Source organism: Acidobacteriota bacterium, assembly GCA_040754075.1.
GTDB lineage: Bacteria > Acidobacteriota > Blastocatellia > UBA7656 > UBA7656 > JBFMDH01.
Genome location: JBFMDH010000001.1, coordinates 382,605 through 400,844, shown reverse-complemented (window position 1 = coordinate 400,844; position 18,240 = coordinate 382,605). Strand labels below are relative to the sequence as shown.

General features: G+C 49.4%; 12 protein-coding genes. 7 read left to right on the top strand and 5 right to left on the bottom strand.

The genetic code is table 11. The features are described 5' to 3' along the window. Window positions 1-77: 77 nt before the first annotated feature. Complete coding sequence (locus tag AB1757_01610) at window positions 78-1,187, bottom strand: D-glycerate dehydrogenase (GenBank protein ID MEW6125733.1); 1,110 nt, start codon at window positions 1,185-1,187, stop codon at window positions 78-80. A 232-nt stretch (window positions 1,188-1,419) separates the two neighbouring features. On the opposite strand from AB1757_01610, the gene AB1757_01605 reads away from it, so the two are divergent. The 7 genes from AB1757_01605 to AB1757_01575 all read left to right on the top strand — a co-directional run bounded on the left by AB1757_01605 (window position 1,420) and on the right by AB1757_01575 (window position 12,055). Then, entirely contained in the window at window positions 1,420-4,527 is a 3,108-nt protein-coding gene (locus AB1757_01605) for a CHAT domain-containing tetratricopeptide repeat protein (GenBank protein ID MEW6125732.1), read from the top strand. 76 nt (window positions 4,528-4,603) lie between these two features. After that, window positions 4,604-5,239, top strand: a complete 636-nt coding sequence (locus tag AB1757_01600) for a sigma-70 family RNA polymerase sigma factor (protein ID MEW6125731.1) — start codon at window positions 4,604-4,606, stop codon at window positions 5,237-5,239. Beyond that, entirely contained in the window at window positions 5,236-6,273 is a 1,038-nt protein-coding gene (locus AB1757_01595) for a hypothetical protein (GenBank protein ID MEW6125730.1), read from the top strand. Before AB1757_01600 ends, AB1757_01595 begins: the two co-directional genes overlap by 4 nt. A 464-nt stretch (window positions 6,274-6,737) precedes the next feature. Further along, entirely contained in the window at window positions 6,738-7,598 is an 861-nt protein-coding gene (locus AB1757_01590; protein ID MEW6125729.1) for a hypothetical protein, read from the top strand. Window positions 7,599-7,700: 102 nt separating this feature from the next. Then, a complete protein-coding gene (locus AB1757_01585; protein ID MEW6125728.1) occupies window positions 7,701-8,474 on the top strand; it encodes a hypothetical protein in 774 nt (257 codons plus the stop codon). Between the two features lie 101 nt (window positions 8,475-8,575). After that, on the top strand, window positions 8,576-10,786 hold the full coding sequence (locus AB1757_01580) for a hypothetical protein (GenBank protein ID MEW6125727.1): 2,211 nt from the start codon (window positions 8,576-8,578) through the stop codon (window positions 10,784-10,786). 9 nt (window positions 10,787-10,795) lie between these two features. Then, on the top strand, window positions 10,796-12,055 hold the full coding sequence (locus AB1757_01575) for a hypothetical protein (GenBank protein ID MEW6125726.1): 1,260 nt from the start codon (window positions 10,796-10,798) through the stop codon (window positions 12,053-12,055). Window positions 12,056-12,061: 6 nt separating this feature from the next. Here the strand turns inward: AB1757_01575 and AB1757_01570 are convergent, their stop codons facing one another. The 4 genes from AB1757_01570 to AB1757_01555 all read right to left on the bottom strand — a co-directional run bounded on the left by AB1757_01570 (window position 12,062) and on the right by AB1757_01555 (window position 18,233). Beyond that, on the bottom strand, window positions 12,062-12,403 hold the full coding sequence (locus AB1757_01570; GenBank protein MEW6125725.1) for a hypothetical protein: 342 nt from the start codon (window positions 12,401-12,403) through the stop codon (window positions 12,062-12,064). Window positions 12,404-12,461: 58 nt separating this feature from the next. Further along, a complete protein-coding gene (locus AB1757_01565; GenBank protein ID MEW6125724.1) occupies window positions 12,462-13,577 on the bottom strand; it encodes a nitroreductase in 1,116 nt (371 codons plus the stop codon). A gap of 19 nt (window positions 13,578-13,596) precedes the next feature. Then, window positions 13,597-14,286, bottom strand: coding sequence for a DUF2867 domain-containing protein (locus AB1757_01560; GenBank protein MEW6125723.1), 690 nt, complete (start codon window positions 14,284-14,286; stop codon window positions 13,597-13,599). 350 nt (window positions 14,287-14,636) lie between these two features. Then, window positions 14,637-18,233, bottom strand: a complete 3,597-nt coding sequence (locus AB1757_01555; GenBank protein ID MEW6125722.1) for a sugar-binding domain-containing protein — start codon at window positions 18,231-18,233, stop codon at window positions 14,637-14,639. Between the last annotated feature and the right edge of the window lie 7 nt (window positions 18,234-18,240).

Below are 18,240 nucleotides of genomic sequence, written 5' to 3'. Positions count from 1 at the left end.
GCTCCCCAATACCGGTTGGTTAATTCAAGTGAAAATCCCCCAATGACTTTCGGCATCAGGTGGCAAAAGCCGGATGATTACTTTTCGCCAAACGCTTCTTTGTTGACCACAAAAGGCATTGCCGTCAAATCGCCTTGGTAATGATTTTCCAGAACATCAATCACCCCCTGCACGGCGCGACCTGCCATTCCGGTATCCGGGTCGGGTGAAAGCCGGGTTTCCTGCGTCCCCGACGCGAAATGATGAAAAAGGCGCAAACGGTCTTTTAATCGCCCATCGCGTAAAAAACTATCCTTCGGTAACGGCTCTTTTTCAAAAACATCGAGAGCCGCCCCGGCAATTTTTTTGTTGAGCAACGCTTCATATAACGCGCGCTCATCGACAACCGCGCCACGCGAGGTATTAATCAAATAAGCCGTCGGCTTCATTAACTCAAGCGCCCCCTGATTGATTAACTGAAAGGTCGGGGTATCGGATTGACCGGGCATTTTGAGCGGCAGATGCAGGCTCACATAATCGGCATCTCGCAACGCCGTCTCAAACGAAACATAAGCGATACGATGCAAACGACGCGAAAAGCCCGCATCGAACCGGAGTTGCATTTCACGCGCCGCAAATTCAACGAATCGCTCATCGCGTGAATGCGCATTATAGAGCAGCACGTCCATATCCAACCCGATGCACTTTTTGGCAAAGGCTTTGCCAATGCGTCCCGCGCCAATGACCGCAACCGTTTTGCCTGTGACTTCATCACCGAGAAACGGATGGTAAGGGTGCCAGCAACCCCAACGGTTTTCTTCCACGAGTTTTTCCGATGGATAGAGTTTGCGCGACACTGCGCCCATCATAAACAACGCAAATTCGGCGGTGGCTTCGGTGAGTACATCCGGCGTGTTGGTAAACGGAATGCCGTAGCGGTTTGCCGCCTCGCGGTCGATGTTATCAATGCCGACCGCCATTTGCCCGATAACCTTGAGGGTTCCTGCGCCCGTCGCAAAAACCGTTTCATCGAGTTTGTCGCGCAACGTGGTAATCAGCCCGTCAATCCCGCTTTGAATTTTTTCGATGATTAAAGCTTGTGGAGGCGGTTCGATTTCCGTGTAAACTTCGACCGCATAACCGAGTTCGCGCAAACGGTTGAGCGCAGGGGTTCCAATATCCGCAGTGGCAAAAATTTTTTTCATCATTTCAACAGGCGAAGACTACCCTTTGGGAATCAAAAGGCGCAAAGCCAATCGGTAAAAATTAAAATTTCTCTGAACCAAAAAAATCTGAAATGTTTTTTCAGAAGTTGCCAGATAAGAATGTAGGAGCGTATTTTCAATGCAAAATGAAAAACCTCCCTCTGGTTAAATAAAGGTTTTGATTGATCCGCGATTTGATTTGTCCGGCATTGCAAATTTTCATGCGGAGGTACGAATGAAAATAACCATCATCACCTTGCTTTTCTTCTTGCTCTTACCGCAGCAATCGGTTCAGGAGTTGGGAACCCTGGAAAACGGCGCGGTCGTCAAACACGATATTGCCGAAAATGAAATTTATGCCTATCGTCTGCCGCTTGAAGCCAATCAATATCTGCGCGTCACCGTCAAACAATTAAAAATTGATTTGGTCGTCACCCTGCGCGACCCGCAAGGCAACGTCGTGTTGCAATCCGATGTCGCCGCCGGCTTGGTCGAAGTCGAACGCATCGCTGTGGTCACCCAAACCGCAGGGGTTTATCAACTGGAAATCCGCACTGCCAAAGGGGCAAGCGCAAAGGGCGCTTTTGAAATCACGGTCGCAGACATTCATCCGGCAACCGCTACCGACCTGAAATTCGTTACCGCCGAACGTCTCTACGAAGAAGCCGAACGATTGCGCGTTAAAGGCGATGCTGCAAGCCTCGGCAATGCATTGGAAAAATATCAACAATACCTTGCGCTCGCACGGGAACTTGGCGACGCGCAGGCGCAAGCCTCAACCCATCAAATGATTTCCATCGTTTATCGTCTGCTCGGCGATAGCGCAAACGCCCTGGAGCATTTGAATCTCTCGCTGCCTTTGATTCGCTCAACCTCAAATCGCATGATTGAAGCCGGAATTTTGAACAGCATCGGCAACCTGTACGCTTTTCAGGGCGACGCGCCAAAAAGCGTCGATTACTACCTGCAAGCAATCGCCCTGCTTCATCAATTGGGCGCAAAACTTCAGGAATCCTCATTGCTGCATAATCTCGGCGGCGTCTATCTGCAAATCGGCGAAATCGAAAAAGCCTTTACAAGTCTCGAACAGGCGCTGGCGATTCGTCGCGCTGCCGGGGATGTAAGAGGTGAAGCCAATACCGTCAACGCTCTGGGACAAGCCTATGGCGCGTCAAGCGACTACGCCAAAACCGAAGAATATCTGCAACAGGCATTGCCGCTTGCCAGAAAAGTCAATGACCGCCGGTTGGAAGCTGCCATCTTCAATAATCTTGCGGTCGTCTATAAAGAGGCAGGACAGTATCAACAGGCATTGCAGAGTTGCCAGCAGGCGCTCGACATTTACGCAACCGTCATTGACCGCCGTTTGGAAATCATCGCCTTAAACAATCTCGGTCTGATTTACCTGCAAATGAATGATTATCAAAAAGCTCAAGAAGCGTTTGATAAAGCTCATCAATTGTCGGTCGCCTCGCAGGATGCGCTCGGTGATGCCAAGGCGCTCGCCAATCTCGGGCTGATTTATGCCGCGCAGGGCAAACCTGACGAGGCGTTAAAAACGTTGCGTCAGGCGCTCACGATCCAACAAACCATAAAAAGCCGAACCGATGAAGCGTTCACCCTGAAAGGCATCGCCGAGGTTGAACGAAGCCTGGGCAATCTGAGCGCCGCGCGTTTGGCGATGGAATCGGCAATTGAAATCATCGAATCGGTGCGCAGTCGCATCAACAATCAGGATATACAAACGGCTTTCTTCTCATCGAAACGCGAATTTTACGAAACCCTGACCGACATCCTGATGCAGATGCACACGGCAGAACCCGCGAATAATTATCAAGCGGCGGCGCTACAAACCAGTGAACGCGGCAAAGCGCGCGGGCTGTTGGATATGCTCACGGAAGCGCGTGTGCAGTTCACCCAAGGGGTTGATGCGACGCTCATCACTCGCCGCGCCGCGATTCAAAAAGAACTCAATGCCAAAGAGCAATACCGCATACGCCTGCTTGCAGGGAAACACACCAACACGCAAGTTGAAATCGTTGAAAAAGAACTCCGACAACTGTTAGGCGATTTTCAGGAAGTGCGCGCTAAAATCCGCGCCACCAATCCGCGTTATGCGGCGATGATGCAACCCCAACCGTTGACGCTTGCAGAGATTCAACAACAGGTATTGGATAAAGACACATTGCTGTTGGAATACAGTCTCGGCAAAGACCGCAGTTACCTGTGGGCGGTGACGACGAATTCAATCAGAAGTTTCACCTTACCATCGCGCTTTGAAATCGAGAGCAAAGCCAAACGGATTTATGAACTGCTGACCGCCAGAAATCGCAATATCGCGAATGAATCGATTGAACAAAAACTGATGCGCGTGAAACTCGCCGACGAAGCGTTTCGCAAAGAAGCGGCAGAGTTGAGCCGAATGATTTTAGCGCCCGCTGCATCGCTTTTCGCCAACAAACGTCTGCTGATTGTTGGCGAAGGCTGGCTACAGTATCTGCCGTTTGCGGCGTTACCGAAACCAACAAGTCAAAACCCGTTGATTGTCGAAAATGAAATCGTCACTTTGCCTTCGTCATCGGTACTCACCGCCATGCGACGCGACAGCGCAGAGACAACGGCAACGCGAAAAACTCTGGCGATTTTTGCTGACCCGGTTTTTTCAACCGAAGATATGCGGGTCAAACAACTGGCAGCCAAAAAAGCCTCGGCGGAGACGCTCACCAATACGCTCGCTCTACGGTCAGGCAATGACGCAGGCTTGAGCAATTTTTATCGCCTGCCGTCGAGCCGCCAGGAAGCCGAAGCGATTATTGAAGTCGTGCCGCAGAGTCAACGACTCGCCGCGCTCGATTTTGCGGCAAATAAACCGCTCGCCTTGAGTGAATCGTTGACGCAATATCGCATCATCCATTTTGCAACGCATGCGTTGTTAAACGGCAAAACGCCGGAACTATCGGGCATCGTTTTATCTTTAACCGACGAAGCGGGCAAATCTGTGGATGGTTTTTTGCGCTTGCACGAAATTTACAATTTGCAATTAAACGCCGACCTCGTCGTCTTGAGCGGTTGTAAAACGGCGCTCGGTAAAGACGTGAAAGGCGAAGGTCTCATCGGGTTGACGCGCGGCTTTATGTATGCGGGAGCGCGAAGCGTCGTCGCCAGTCTCTGGAGCGTCGAAGACCGCGCCACCGCTGAGTTGATGAAACAATTTTATAAAGCCTATCTCGGTAACCAATTGACCACTGCCGCCGCCTTGAGAGCCGCGCAGGTGGAAATGATTAAGGCGAAAAAAGCCCCCTATTACTGGGCGGCTTTTACCTTGCAGGGTGAATGGCGGTAAGCCGACAGTTTTCGCGCGGAAATTTCAATGTGGATTTGCAAGACAACTGATTGAGTACGCAAAAGAGAAATTCTCTATGGAAGACGCAGCCTTAAACAGAGTCGGGTGGACGATTACGCAGGAAGCGTTCGATAAATTTCTGGTTTGCCTCGATGCCGATAGAGTGCTCGCCGGCGAAGCTTACGAACGGGTGCGCAGCAAACTCATCAGTTTTTTTGCCTGGCGCGGTTTTCATTTTGCCGAAGACCATGCGGATGAAACCATCAACCGTGTGGTTCGCAAAATCGATCACGGCGACGAGATTCGCGACGTTTCAACCTATGTTTTCGGCGTCGCGCGAATGCTCACCCTTGAACTTTTAAAAGAGCGTGAAAAACACAACGCTGCATTGAATGAATTGCCGCCACCGGTTGAAGAAAACCGTGATGAAGATGAAGACGCACAAATCCGCATCGCCTGTTTGAAACAGTGTTTGCAAAATCTCACAGAGGAAAATCGCGACATGATTTTGGCTTATTACACCCAAGAGAAAGGCGCGAAGATCGAAAACCGCAAACGGCTTGCAGAGCGATTAAAATTGCCCCTGAATGCTTTACGGATTCGCGCCCTCAGAGTGCGCGAAAAACTCGAAAAATGCATTACCCATTGTCAAAAACAGATGATTGCGGGGCGCAATCGTGGAGGCAATCTTTACCGATTGGAACGAAAATGACACTGAAAAATCAGGAAAAATTAATCAATCAATACCTGCTCGGCGAATTATCCGAAACCGAACGGCTGGAAATCGAAGAACGCTTTTTTAAAGATGATGAGTTTTATCAAAATTTACTGATCGCCGAAGATGAACTCATTTACAACTATTTGCGCGGCGCTTTAAGTTCGCGTGAGCGAAAATTATTTGAAGCGCAACTCGATAAATCTTCAACCCGTCGCGAAAAGGTCGCCGTCGTCAAAGCCTTGATGGCGGAAGCCGTGAATGCCACTGAAGCCGCAACACTTCCGGTTGCGCATCGCTCAAGCCAAGAAGAACGCCCATCGTTTTGGCAAAGCTTAATCGGATTACTCAGCGGGCGCGCCCTGGTTTTGCAAACAGCAATGGCAGCGGCAATGCTGCTGTTTGCCGTGGCAGGAGTTTGGCTTTGGTCACAAACCTCGCGACTCAAATCACAGGTTGACATTGCCCAAGCCCGACAACGTCAAATAGAACAGGATTATCAAGCGACCAAAAAACAATCCAATGATTTGCAAGACCGCAATCAGCAATTGAACGAACAGCTACAACGCGAACAGCAAACCCGTGAGGCATTGGAAAAAGAGCGCGCCGAGTTGCAGGCTGAAAAAGAGCGTTTACAGAAAACCCTGCAAACTCGTCCGGCAAGTGAAACCGGCATTGCCGATTCGGTAATTTCTTTTGCGCTCGAATCCGGCAGAACCCGCGATGAAAGCGATGAACCGCAACGGCTGCGGCTGCCGCGCAATGCCCGCCACATTCAACTGCAACTCGATTTGGGAAGCGACGATGGCAAAGGCTTATACCGTGTTGAAGTGAAAACCTTCGGCGGCGCACTGGTGTGGAGCAAAGACGCGCTGGCGGCAAGTTCAGCGAGTTGGGGTAAAGCGGTGAACCTCGTCGTGCCCGCTGCAATTTTCACGAATGGCGAATATGAATTGACCTTAAAACGCGCCGTCGGAAAGGGCAAATTTCAAGACGCAGGTTTTTATTACTTCAAAACCGAAAAGCAATAAAACCGGCAACAGGTACTGAAACAATTTAAAACATCCATTCAACAGGCGATGTGGATTGAAGATAACATCAACTCCGCATCGCCTGTTGAATTTGTACATTGAATTGCGCCCTTTCAGGCAAGGGCATGAAGTTAAGGAAAACGGTAGCGCAGACGGTCGAGTCTGCGCCGATTTAGAAAAGTCCATCCTCGAAATTTCAAGGGGTCTTCGACCAAGACCGCCGCAGGTTAGGCAACCTGCGTTACCTCCGCGCCGCTTAACTTCATGCCATTGCTCCGAAGGGTTATTGGATGACTATTTCTCACGCTCTTAAAAAAATTTCCTTCCCTTCAAAAAACCTGAAATGTTTTTTTCAAACCCGCCAGTATGGATTGAAGGCGCAAGAAACAGCCTTCAATAAAAATTAATTGAAACCCGATATGCTTTAGCAATTCACCAAGCGTATCTGAAAAAGGAGAAACCAAATGAAAATCAATTTAGCGAAAAAAAGCATCGCCAGCACCCTGGCAACCGTAATGGCACTGACCGTATTCAGTCTCTTTGGCGCACTGACCCCGAAAGCCGCCGCTGAAACCACCACCAAAGCTTTTGAAGTTGGTCCCGGAACCGGACAAAGCACTTCCCATTTCAGAACCTTTTCTGTGCCCTGCGGTCAAGGCGTCACCGTCTCCGTGAGATTAAAACGACTCGGCGACCCCGGCACCCAAAATGATGTTCCGGTGCTCATCGAACTTCGCCAGCCGGGCGCTTCCCAAGGTCAGGAAGGTCCCGTCGTCGATACCAAAACCGTTACTGTGACCATCCCGGAAAAGACTATCAGTTTAGCCGGTGCCGCCAGCAATCAACCTTGTTCCAACCCCTGGAGAGTCAGAGTTCGTCGCGCACCCGGCGCGCCGGAAAATGCCGTAACCGGAAACATCACCCTGAACTACAGCAGCAGTTCTTCGAGCCTCAATGTTGAAGGCGGATTGATTTCGCTCAATAAAGGCAACTCGGTGATTAAAAATCTTGGCGGTTCATCAGGATTGAAACAGGGCAAAATCGTCATCACCGCTAACTGGAATCATGCGATTGGCCCGATGCCTGGCCCGCTTCCGGTCAGGTTGAGATTTGATTTGATTGATCCCTCAACCAACTCCAGTGTCGCTTATCAAATCGCCTACTCCACTAATGAAATTCGCGCCGATAAGACACCAAAATTGCGACTGATTTACAATGTGCCAACCTGCAAACCGGGACAATGGAAATTGAAAATTACCAACAACACCAACGATGACACCATGAACATTGACCCGAAAGTCACCTTTACGCCCGATTGCAACTAAACAAGTTTTTGCGAGAGCAACGCGCTTCCGTTTGACGTTGCTCTTGCAATTTCCCTGTTGAAACTTTCAACCGAAACACCCGAACGCTAAGAGAGGAAAGCCATGAAAAGCTTGCTGACCAGGATACTTGTTGCGACGACGCTTTTACTCTTGCCGACATCCATCAACTTACAGACGGCGCTGGCGAACACTCGCATTCTCGAATTCCCTTTCGCATTATCGCCGGATGCCCGAAGCGAGTTCACCGCCCAGTTTCCGGTGCTCAGTGGCGGCAAAATCATCGTCGACGCCAATTGGAAAAATCCTCATCAACAAGCGGCTCTGGTGTCTCTCAAACTCACGCTGACAAGACCGGATGGCAGTCAGGCAGCCGTCGCCGAAGCCAACAACAGCTTGCGCCTGGAATATCGCGCCAGTGAACCGGAAGTCGATTCATTCAATGCGCGGCGCGCTGCCAAATGGGCAATCAAACTTTCTCGTGCAACACCAACGAACGCTCAGGAATTAAACGGAAAATTGCGAATCACCATACCGGCTGCCACACGCACTTTTGTAGATACTCAATTCACGCTGACGGATTCCGGCAACGCTCAGGAAATCCCTTTCAACCTGATCGCTCCGGGGCGCGTCATTGTGGAAATCGAATGGGAATCCGATAGCAATGCCAGCGCCAGTGTACCGCTCACCTTCAGCCTTATCCATTCAAGCAGTTCGCGAACCATTGCCCGCAAACAAGGCGCAAGCCCTTTACGAATCGAACACCTGGCTACCTCACAGGAATTGGACAGCGGCATTCGCTGGCTGGTCAGAGTGCAAAACGATAACCAGCAAAAGATCAAAGGTCGTCTGAAAATTATTTTCACGCCGAGTCTTTAACCGAGATTTTCAGACGCAACATTCATTCACACACTTTTCAAAGGTCGTTTTTTATTCCTTCCGGTCTTTAACTGCGCCGCGGCGCAACAAGTGAGGGCTTGATGATGTGCAAAAAAATCTCAACCAAGAAAAAAATCAGGCGAATCAAACTGACCGCGCTGACCATCGAAATCGTTCTGCTTTCGGGTTTACTCGGCTGGTTGATGAAAATTTATGCTCAGGATATTGCTATCACCGCCGATTTCGCGGATAAACCGATGGTCTTAAAAACCGAAGCCATCAGCTTTCGGTTAAATCGCCCGCTCACCACTGCGGAGGGTCGCCTTGCAGTGATTATCGGCAAAACCGATATGACCGCTTTTTTTGTTGCCACAGAGCAGAGATTCACTTTCACGCCTAAACTGGTGCAACTTCCTGTGGGCGAAAATGCGATTACGGTTTACCTGGTATCTGCAACCAACGAGTGGAAAACCATTGGACAATTCACTTTGAAAATTGCGGAACCGAATCAACAAACACAACTGCAACCGTCCGCTGCACCTGTGGAAACTGCGGATGCGGGGCAAAGCGCCAATAGTAAGAAGAAGCGATTTGTCGAAAAAGTCGGCATCACGCCTGCCTTAACGGTTGGGATTAAATCTCAACTACAGGAGTTTCACTTTCCCGACACCAATGCGCCAGCGCGTTCTCAGTTCACCGACTTCATCATCCAGGGTTCTTTCAAATCCGAAATGACAAACGGCGAAACCGGCTACCAGAGCCAGTTTGATGTTGCAGGTTCGAGTTTCCAACAGGAAGCTCTGCGCTTCGCTCAACTGGGCAATGAAGCCCCGCGCTTTGACCTCGCAAGCTACCTGATGCAATTCAATGTCGGCAAAATGAAAGCGCAGGTCGGACATATCGCATTTGGAACCAACCGCCATTTGATTAACAGTTTTTCAAGTCGCGGCATTACACTAACCATTCCAATTACTTCCAAAGCTGATTTTTCGGTGGCGGCAATGAACGGCTCAAGCATTGTCGGCTTTGCCAATTTCTTAGGACTTACGAATCGCAAACATCAAATCATCACCGGCACGCTCGGCATTGAACTCGCGCCCAAACGACCCGGCGGCTTTCGCGTTGAAACCGGCATTCTTCACGGTTCACTGCTTCCTGTGAGCAATTTCAATCAAGGCAATGTAACCGATGCCGAACAGAGCAAAGGCTTGAGCTTTCGCGTCATTGCCAGCGACCCGGCGCAACGCTTTAAACTCGATGGCGGATTCGCCCGCAGCCGCTTTACCAATCCGGCAGACAATCTACTCAATCAAGACCGCGCTGTCGTACCGGTGCAATCAACCGCGCGCAATGCCGAATACATCGATGCAAGTTACGCCATATTGCAAAACCGCAAACTCAGCGAAAGCAAACAAGCTTCGCTTATCTTTAATCTCAAACACGAGCGCGTCGCGCCACTTTTCCGCAGCGTTGCCACGTTCACCCAAGCCGACCGTTTGCAAAATCAATATGAATTGGTTGGCACAATCGGCGAATTAAATGCGGTAGTGACCCACCAACGTTTCAACGATAACCTCGCCAATATTCCATCGGTACTAACGACGCTCACGCGGCGCAACGCATTGGTCATCGGCATGCCGCTGGCGTCGTTTATCGGCAAACCCGATAAACCTTCTGCGTGGTTGCCGCGCCTCGGTTACACCTTTGACCGCGTGCAGCAATTCGGCGGAAATTCCCCAATCAGCGCAGGCTTTGACAGCCCCAGTCAAATTCCCAATCAACTCAGCTCAAATCAAAATTTCACTGCTGAGTGGCAGGCGAAATCCCTGCGTTTCGGCTATCGCTTTAATCGTTCGTTTCAAGACAATCGCCAACCGGGTCGTGAGCGCGCCGATTTAAAAAATCTGGTGAACGGCTTTTTATTGGGGCTGCCTTCACTTGGCAGAGTTGATTTAACTTTCGATTTGAATTTTGAGCGCGCCACTAATGTTGAAGCCAACCGCACCGACCGCACCTTGCGACTGACTTCGGCAATCAACTGGCGCGTCACCAACAGCCTGACATTTACGGCAAATATTTCGGGAAGCGGCGCGGGCGACCTTGCGCAAACCAGTCGCAATCGCAATGCGGAATTCGATTTACAAATGGCTTACCGGTTCATTTCCGAAAAGAGCCGTTATCGCAAAGTGCAGGGGCAATTTTTTATTCGCTATGCCAATCGTTATGCCAGCGCCTTTGACCGCGTGTTTGGATTTAACAACCTGACGAAAATCGAAACCCTCAACACCGGCTTGAGTTTCACATTCTTTTAGGAGGCAGCAATGAAAAAATATTTTCTTTACACGCTTGTATTTTTCTCAATGCTCACAATTCACCAAACCACTTTGGCGCAAACCATCAAAGTCAATCCCACGGGCGTCAATGTCAATGCCCACGCGCCGACCACAGTGTTTTTAACCTTCGGCAATTTGCAGGGCTATCGTCCGGTTGAAGCCTGTTGGAGCAGCGAACTCATTGCTGCCGCGCCCGACCTTGGGTTCAAACCCAATCCGGCAACCGTCTATGGGTGTTTGCCTGTGCGTTACAATCAATCGACTTTGAGCGCCAACGATTCTTACACGGACATCATGACGATTCCGACATCGGTGTCACACCGCGCCTATCAAAATGCTGCTGCCGGTAATGATTCGGTGTTTTTTTATGTTCGCAGGTTTGTGAGCCTGACCGCCGGACGCCCCGATCAATATGTCGTGGTGACTTGTCGCATGACCGGGGGCGGGGCGCGCAGCCCGTTTGCTTTGACCGATGTCAAACTCGTTTTTGATTCCGACAAGCCGATAGCGTTTTTAAAAAGCGGTGAAAAAGCCCCGAAAATACAGGCTCAAATCGCTTACAACGGCACAGGACGGCTCAAAGGTCGTTGGGAGGTTGTCAAACCCGGTGAAGAGATTCCCGATAATCGCGACCTGCTCACCGAAGCGACTTTGCCTGTAGAAGAACGCGGCAAACAGCGACGCTATACGCAACTTGCCACCTTTAATGTTTTCCTGCCGCCGGTTGGAAAATATATTTTACCGGGACCAGATGCATCACATTTACCGAATCTCGCCGAAGGTCAGTATCTGGTTTTGCTCAGAATCGAAGCAGTGGATGATAAAGAAGCCGATTCAAATTTAGCCGCGGTCGGCGCAGGCACAGGCATTGTGCATAGCGGCGCGGTTGCAGGTTTCCCGCTGCCTTATTTGCGTTATTTTATCGGCGGCGGTGAAGCGGTTGTGACAAAAGGCGCATTGTCTTTATTGCTTCCCGGTGAAGGTGCAATAAAAAATTCAAATGAAGCGCTAGAGTTTATTTGGGCGGAGGCGACGGGCGCGGCTTTTTATCGCCTTGAAATGGTTGACGCGCAGGAACAGACGATTCATTCGGCATTGCTTCCGGCAGGTATCAACAGCTATCGCGCCCCTTCGTGGTTAAAAGAAAAATCCCTGGATGGCAAATTGCGCTGGCGGGTGCTGGCTTTCAATCAATCGGCAGAGCAAATGAGCGAAACCAACTGGCGCAGTTTGCGATTTGCGAAGTAGGTTTGGTTAAAACTTCACACTCCAACTAAGCACGATTACAACAAGAACAATGACATTGGCAATGGTGCCGAATTTTGCATCCTGCCATGAACAAATAATTATGAACTGCGAAATTGCGATTGCGGGCAAAGCAATCAGCCACCACCAATTCTGCCGCAGCAGAAAAACCGGGATGGTCAGTAAAAAGAGCACGGCGGCAAGTAACCAAATCAGCCCTTGAAATCGAGAGATCGGCTGCGTTAATTGACTCATCTCAGCAAAGTTGAAGGCTTTTGCAAAACCCATCCAATGGATTAATCCGTGGATTGCGACAACTAGAGAAAACAAAGTTTTTAGTGCAACTATCATTGTTGTCTCCTTCACAGATTTACGGTTACCTAATTTGCGGCATCTGGAACCACCTGTTTTATTTCCTGACAAACCAGCCAGGAGGCCGACGAAGCGAAACCGGTGGCAAGTAATTTTTCACATACCCCGTCCGTAAGATGAAATGAATCGTATCGCTTATTCCGATGGCTTGATTGAGGGTTTGCCCGGTTGATGCTTCTTCCAGAATCTGGGTCATCGGATGAATGGCGATATTTCTATCCCTGACGTTCAGGAAAAGTCTTTGCATTCTGCTTCCTGTTTCAATCAGGGTTTCTACGGCATTATCTTTAGCGGTAATCAGAATCCAACCTGCCGATTTCGAGACCTGTTGTCTGATTCTATCCAGACCACGCTCTCTGAAATCAATCTTCATCACATCATTTTTGTTATAAAAATTTCTTACCAGCCAACCCGATATCCCTTCAATTTCCATACCGGCGGTGGTCAATCCATCGCGGTACGCCTGGGCATCTTTGCTTGAAAATCTAATCCACTCAGCTAACTCGTGTTGTGCCGGGTCACGATAGGCTTGCAGACGATTGGCTTCAATGGTTTGCTCACTGATGAATTGACTCTCTTTGCCGGTGACTGGCAAATAGTGAATGAATTCCGATTCTGTGTTGACAAGGTAATCAAGGTCTTCGTTTTTCAATACCTCGTTCAAAAAGTTTGAGCGCATCGTTCGGCGGTTGCGTATTTTTGCGATGTCAAAATCAATTTTTGCTGGGGTTTTGTTGAGTCGAACTTTTATGACCTGTTCATCCTGATTATTCCTCGCTAATAAATTCCAATTGCACCGATAACCGAAGGCAGCAGCGGCGTATTCCAGATTTTGAACGAAAGCCCCGATAGACAAAATCGTTTCCCTTTGGTTAGGGTCAACAGCGGGAAGCCATCGGCTTTTATCATTTCCAATAAGCCAATGGTAAGGCTCAAGATATTGAACAAACCACGGTTGCGTATTGTGACCACTCGGAGCCAACGAGGCGAGAAACAAAATCTCTCTTTCATCCGATTCGAGAATTCCGTTACTGATGTCACCTGATTTTATGTTCTCCCTCGAAAGGTTACTTTTATCGCTCAACAAATAAAATGTTGCGCCCGCTACGGGAATGGCTCCGCCGACAAGACCAATAAATTTCCTTCTTTTCATCACTCCCCCTCAAACTATTTCAGCTGTATCGCTCCCAGTTTTGCTGCATACTTTTGTCGATTGCCGGATAAATGACCTCTTTCAGAATCGGCGAAATGAGCGTCATATAAATCGGGGTGCGCCAATTCAGATGTTTGACGTAAACCGCGTTGTAAAGCCCATAACCATCTGCCGTCGGTTCCGAAGCCAAAAGCCAGAAACAATGCACCGTTTGATTAATAATTTCCAGAAGCATCTCGTTTTCATAGCAATACAGAACCCGGCTGATACCCCTGATTTCACCCGGCGGAATCAATGATTTCGCGCGTTCTGCTTCGCCAAGTCGCGACAGATAAGAATTCGTTTCGACAAGTTCAGGCACCTCGTCCCAATGCATCACTTTTCCAATCAAGGTTCGCAGTCCAAACAGGGCTTTTGTTCCGAATCCCAGTTCGACATTGCTCATATCGCTTAAACCGGTGGCGTTGTAAATTTCTGCGATGGTCAGCTTTTCGCGCCCGCCTTTTAGTTGAAGGTAATCGAGACTATGCATGGGAATTCCCGCCAGAAAATGATGCGCTTTAAGCGGCAGCCGGTTAAATTTTTCCTGAACTTCTTCGCTCTTTAATAAAGCAGCTTTGCATTTTGATTGTTGCGGACGAATTAACAGAAAATAAGCGGCAAGCAATCCCGTACCACCGGCAATTGCGGTTTTTGTGATGGTTTTCATAACCTCACTCCTTTCTTTTGCGGCAATTTAAAACTGGCATTCCGTCGCTGCAAACTGCCGCAACTTTCTCATTAAAACTTTCAACGATTTGCGCAAATCGCCGGCATTGAGGCAAAGAGTTTGCCCCCTTGGAGGGAGTAATTTCTGAACAATCCGCGTCGTTGACGGTAAGCATTGGCACACGCCTTATCGAATCATAAAAATCGTGCCTGAGTTGATTGACGCAATTCGCAAGCCATTATCAGTCAGTGTGGAAATGGCAGATAGCAGAACCATTTCACAAAATGTGACCCATTTATGTGGATGATTCCCCAACTTCTCTGATTAATGTATGTGGATTTTTTCGCAGATCAATGCACTTCAAATTCGTAGATATTTTCCGAAATGCGCGTGCCCGCTTTATCGAAAACTTCGGCGCGCAATTCGTACTTTCCAGCGCGTTCGGTTTTCCATTTGAGGTCTTCGAGTTTAAGGCTTGAATCTTCGCTAATGGTTAAAGCGCGTTCGCCGTTTGCATAAACATTGGCTTGCGCGTCGATGATGCGCCATTGAATTTTCGCTTCAGGTATCGAAAACCAGTGGTCGTTGATGATCCATAAACCGCAAACCAGCTCTTCGCCAACTTGCCATTTATCTTTGTCGTATTCAAGGCTCGGCAAAACCATTTGAAAGGCGCGTTGCACGGCATAGTAACTTTTCGTCGGGCGACGAAAATAATCAATCGCCGCCATCGTCACCGAATGCCAGAAATCGATGGCGTGAAAATGCAGAATACCGCCCGCATCATATTTGCGCCGCCGCAGGCGTTCAATCGCCAGTTGATGCAATCGCGCAACATAGGCTTGCGTTTGCGGAATATATTCTTCCAGAGTCTTGCCATCGGGTTTACCCCACGCCCGCAGGGCTTCAAATATCTGCAATTTGTGAAACACCCAATCGTCCTGATGATTTTCAATGGGCCAATGATTGGGCAAAAATTCTTTCAAGGTTTCGATATTCGGCAGCGCAGTTGCGCCGAGTTCCGAAATGAATTTCTCTTGGGTCTTGGTATATTCCCAAATCGTGCCGCCATACCAGCCTTCGTAAACATGCGCATCGCCGAAACGTCCCGTCGAACGCGCCACCGGACGATGTTCAACATCGAGCGCCGCCAGCCGTCCCGCTAAATGTTTGGTGAGTACGCGATAATTTTCCAGACTCTCTTCATCCGATGTCGCCCAGATAGCAATGCAGGGATGATTTTGCACATAGCGAATGTGCGGGTCGTAAAGGCGCGCGGCTTTTAAAGCAAACTCGGTGTCTTCGGGATACCAGGCTTCGAGATAATCCTGCCAGACGAGTATCCCCAATTCATCGCACAATTCATAAAACTCAGGATTTTGAAAATGGCAATGCAGGCGAATCATGTTGATGTTCAGGCTTTTCATAAGCGCCAGGTCGCGCTCGTATTTCTGCCGCGTCATCTCTGACATAAAAAGTTCGAGATAATAGGAATTCGTCCCGCGAATAAACATGCGCCGCCCGTTGAGATAAAAATTCCAGTTGACGTGTTCGATTGAACGAATGCCAACCGCCTGCTCGCGTTCATCGGAAAACTCGCGCTCCGAGTCGAGCGGCGGTCTTTGATCACGATTTTGCAGGAGTTTCACCCGAGTTGTCAGGGTGTAGAGATTCGCTTTGCCGTGATCCCACGTCCACCAGAGTTCCGGTTTAGCGAGATGAAAACGCACTTTTATTTTATCCGTGTCTGCATCAATCAACGCCGTCGCTTTGAGTCGTTCATTGCCCGTAAAATTGCGCGGCGCAAGCGTGAGTTCAAGTTGCGCTGGGTTGTTTGATTGATTATCGAGCGCGACTTCAACATCCAAATCCGCCGAACCATCTTTATTTAAAGTTGGTCGCGTCACCACCGCATCAATCATCACGGCATCGTTGGCAATCAATCGCACTGAGCGCGTGATGCCCAGAGGGGTAATGTCATCGGGTTTCTGGTCAACCGCGCCATACGAACCTTTAATTGTATAAGGTCGATGTCGCCAGTAATAATCGACCGGCGTCCATACGCGAACCGTCAGTTGATTGTCGCCCTGCCAATTCAATTTGTCGGAAATTTCAAAGGCATAAGGGTCGATGTAACCTTCGTGTCTGCCTAAAAATTTTCCATTGAGCCAGATGTCCGCGTAATAATCGGTGGCGTCAAATTGCAGCCGCAGGCGTTTGCCTTTCATTGCCGCAGGTGGGCGAAAACTTTTTCGATACCACCATTCTTTGAAACTAATCCATTCGGCTTCGCGGCGAAAATAGGCGGGATAGTTGAGAATTTGCGTATGCACGCTGCCGGGAACCTTTACGGTTTGCCAGCGCGAATCATCGAGGTTCACTTCATAAAATTTCTGCGCTTCACCTTCGCCCTTTTCCGTGTGTTGCAATCGCCAGTTGCCGTTTAGCGAAAAAGCCGAGTTTGTTGCTGCCGGATTTTTGCCGGATGATTCATCACCTGTAGCGATTCGCGCAGGTTTTGGCGCGGCTCCCAGGTTTTCAATTCGATAAACCGCTTCGCGTTCAGCACCGGAAATTTTTGGCAAAGCGGAAAGCTGCCCTGCGTCGGTTATGCGAGCGAGTAGCGGTTGCGCGAAACGACGATAATCGGCGCGGGCATTCAAAATGGTCTCCGTGCCTTTCCACTCAGGAAATCCGAAAGCGATTTGCGAAGACCAACCGGCAGTTCGCATCACTTCGCGCCGTTTGATTGCGGCAGTGCCTGTTTGTTTTAAGGTGATTTCATCGCGCAGATTTTTTGTCGCATAAAATTGCCGCCCACCGATACCTGACCATTTCAACGCGCCATCCAATTCATAAAAACTGAGCGCGCCATAATTCGCTTTCGGATTGTAATAGAGCACATGCCCGCCGGGAATATCATCAATCATCGGCTGACTCGTAAACGGATTCCCCTGGGTAATCAACTTGTGTGGCGGATTATCGGTTTCCCAACCGTCGGGAAAGCCAATCTCTTTGCCGACCATCCAATGGGTAAAGGGAATGTAAGGCGAGGCGGAAATCGCCGAAAAGAAAAAGCCATAGTTTTCGGTAGCCGTTAGTCGGTGGTCGGCAGTCGGTTGTTCTTTATTTGCGATTTTTTCTATGCGGGTGCGCCAGATGAGCACAGGGCTACCGGCGTACCATTCAAATTCCCAAACCTCTTTTGCGTCACCCAATCGCGCGCCGCTCATTCGCACGCGGGCGCGCAGCGGTCCCGATTCAATAATTGCAACATCGGTAAAACCCGACGCGCGTTTTTCGATTCCCGATTCCCGGTTTGTCCCCTGTTCCCTACCGAGAGTTGTTCCCCAACCGGCGCTTCGTTCACCGAACGCCAACGGTTCGGTTAAATCAGGAGAGGTTTCAACGAGGTTGACCATGCGCTCGTTGCCAGCGGTTTTGTTGTAGGCTTCGACGATTGCCGGTGTTGTTCCATTTTTGCCGAGATTGATGATGATTTGAAAACGGCTGTTGGCGATTTCAAAACGCGAAGTGGCAATTGCCCTGGCGATGAGGTCGCTTTTGTATTCGCCGCCAAATTGATTGACCGGTTTTTTACCGGCGAGTTGCGGCGCATAGATGAGCGTATAGACAGGTCGTTCGCCGGGAATCAGTGACGCAGGAAACATTATCTTCGCCTCATGCACCGTACAAATTCCCCCACCACATATGGTAGCTAAAGGAGCGATTTGCAAAGGCAGTTCGCGGCTTTGCAAGTCAAGCAGGCGAAAGGCATCAAGGGATGAAAGTTGAAAATCGAATTTTAAATCGACGCGAACGATTTCGTTATCGCGACGTTCGATGCCTGTCGGCTCTTCGAGTTGGATTGTCCATTTGCGAATTTGCGCTTGGCTGGAAATCGCAAAAGCAAAAATGCATAACAGCAACGCGGCGGCTCTTTTCATCACGCTG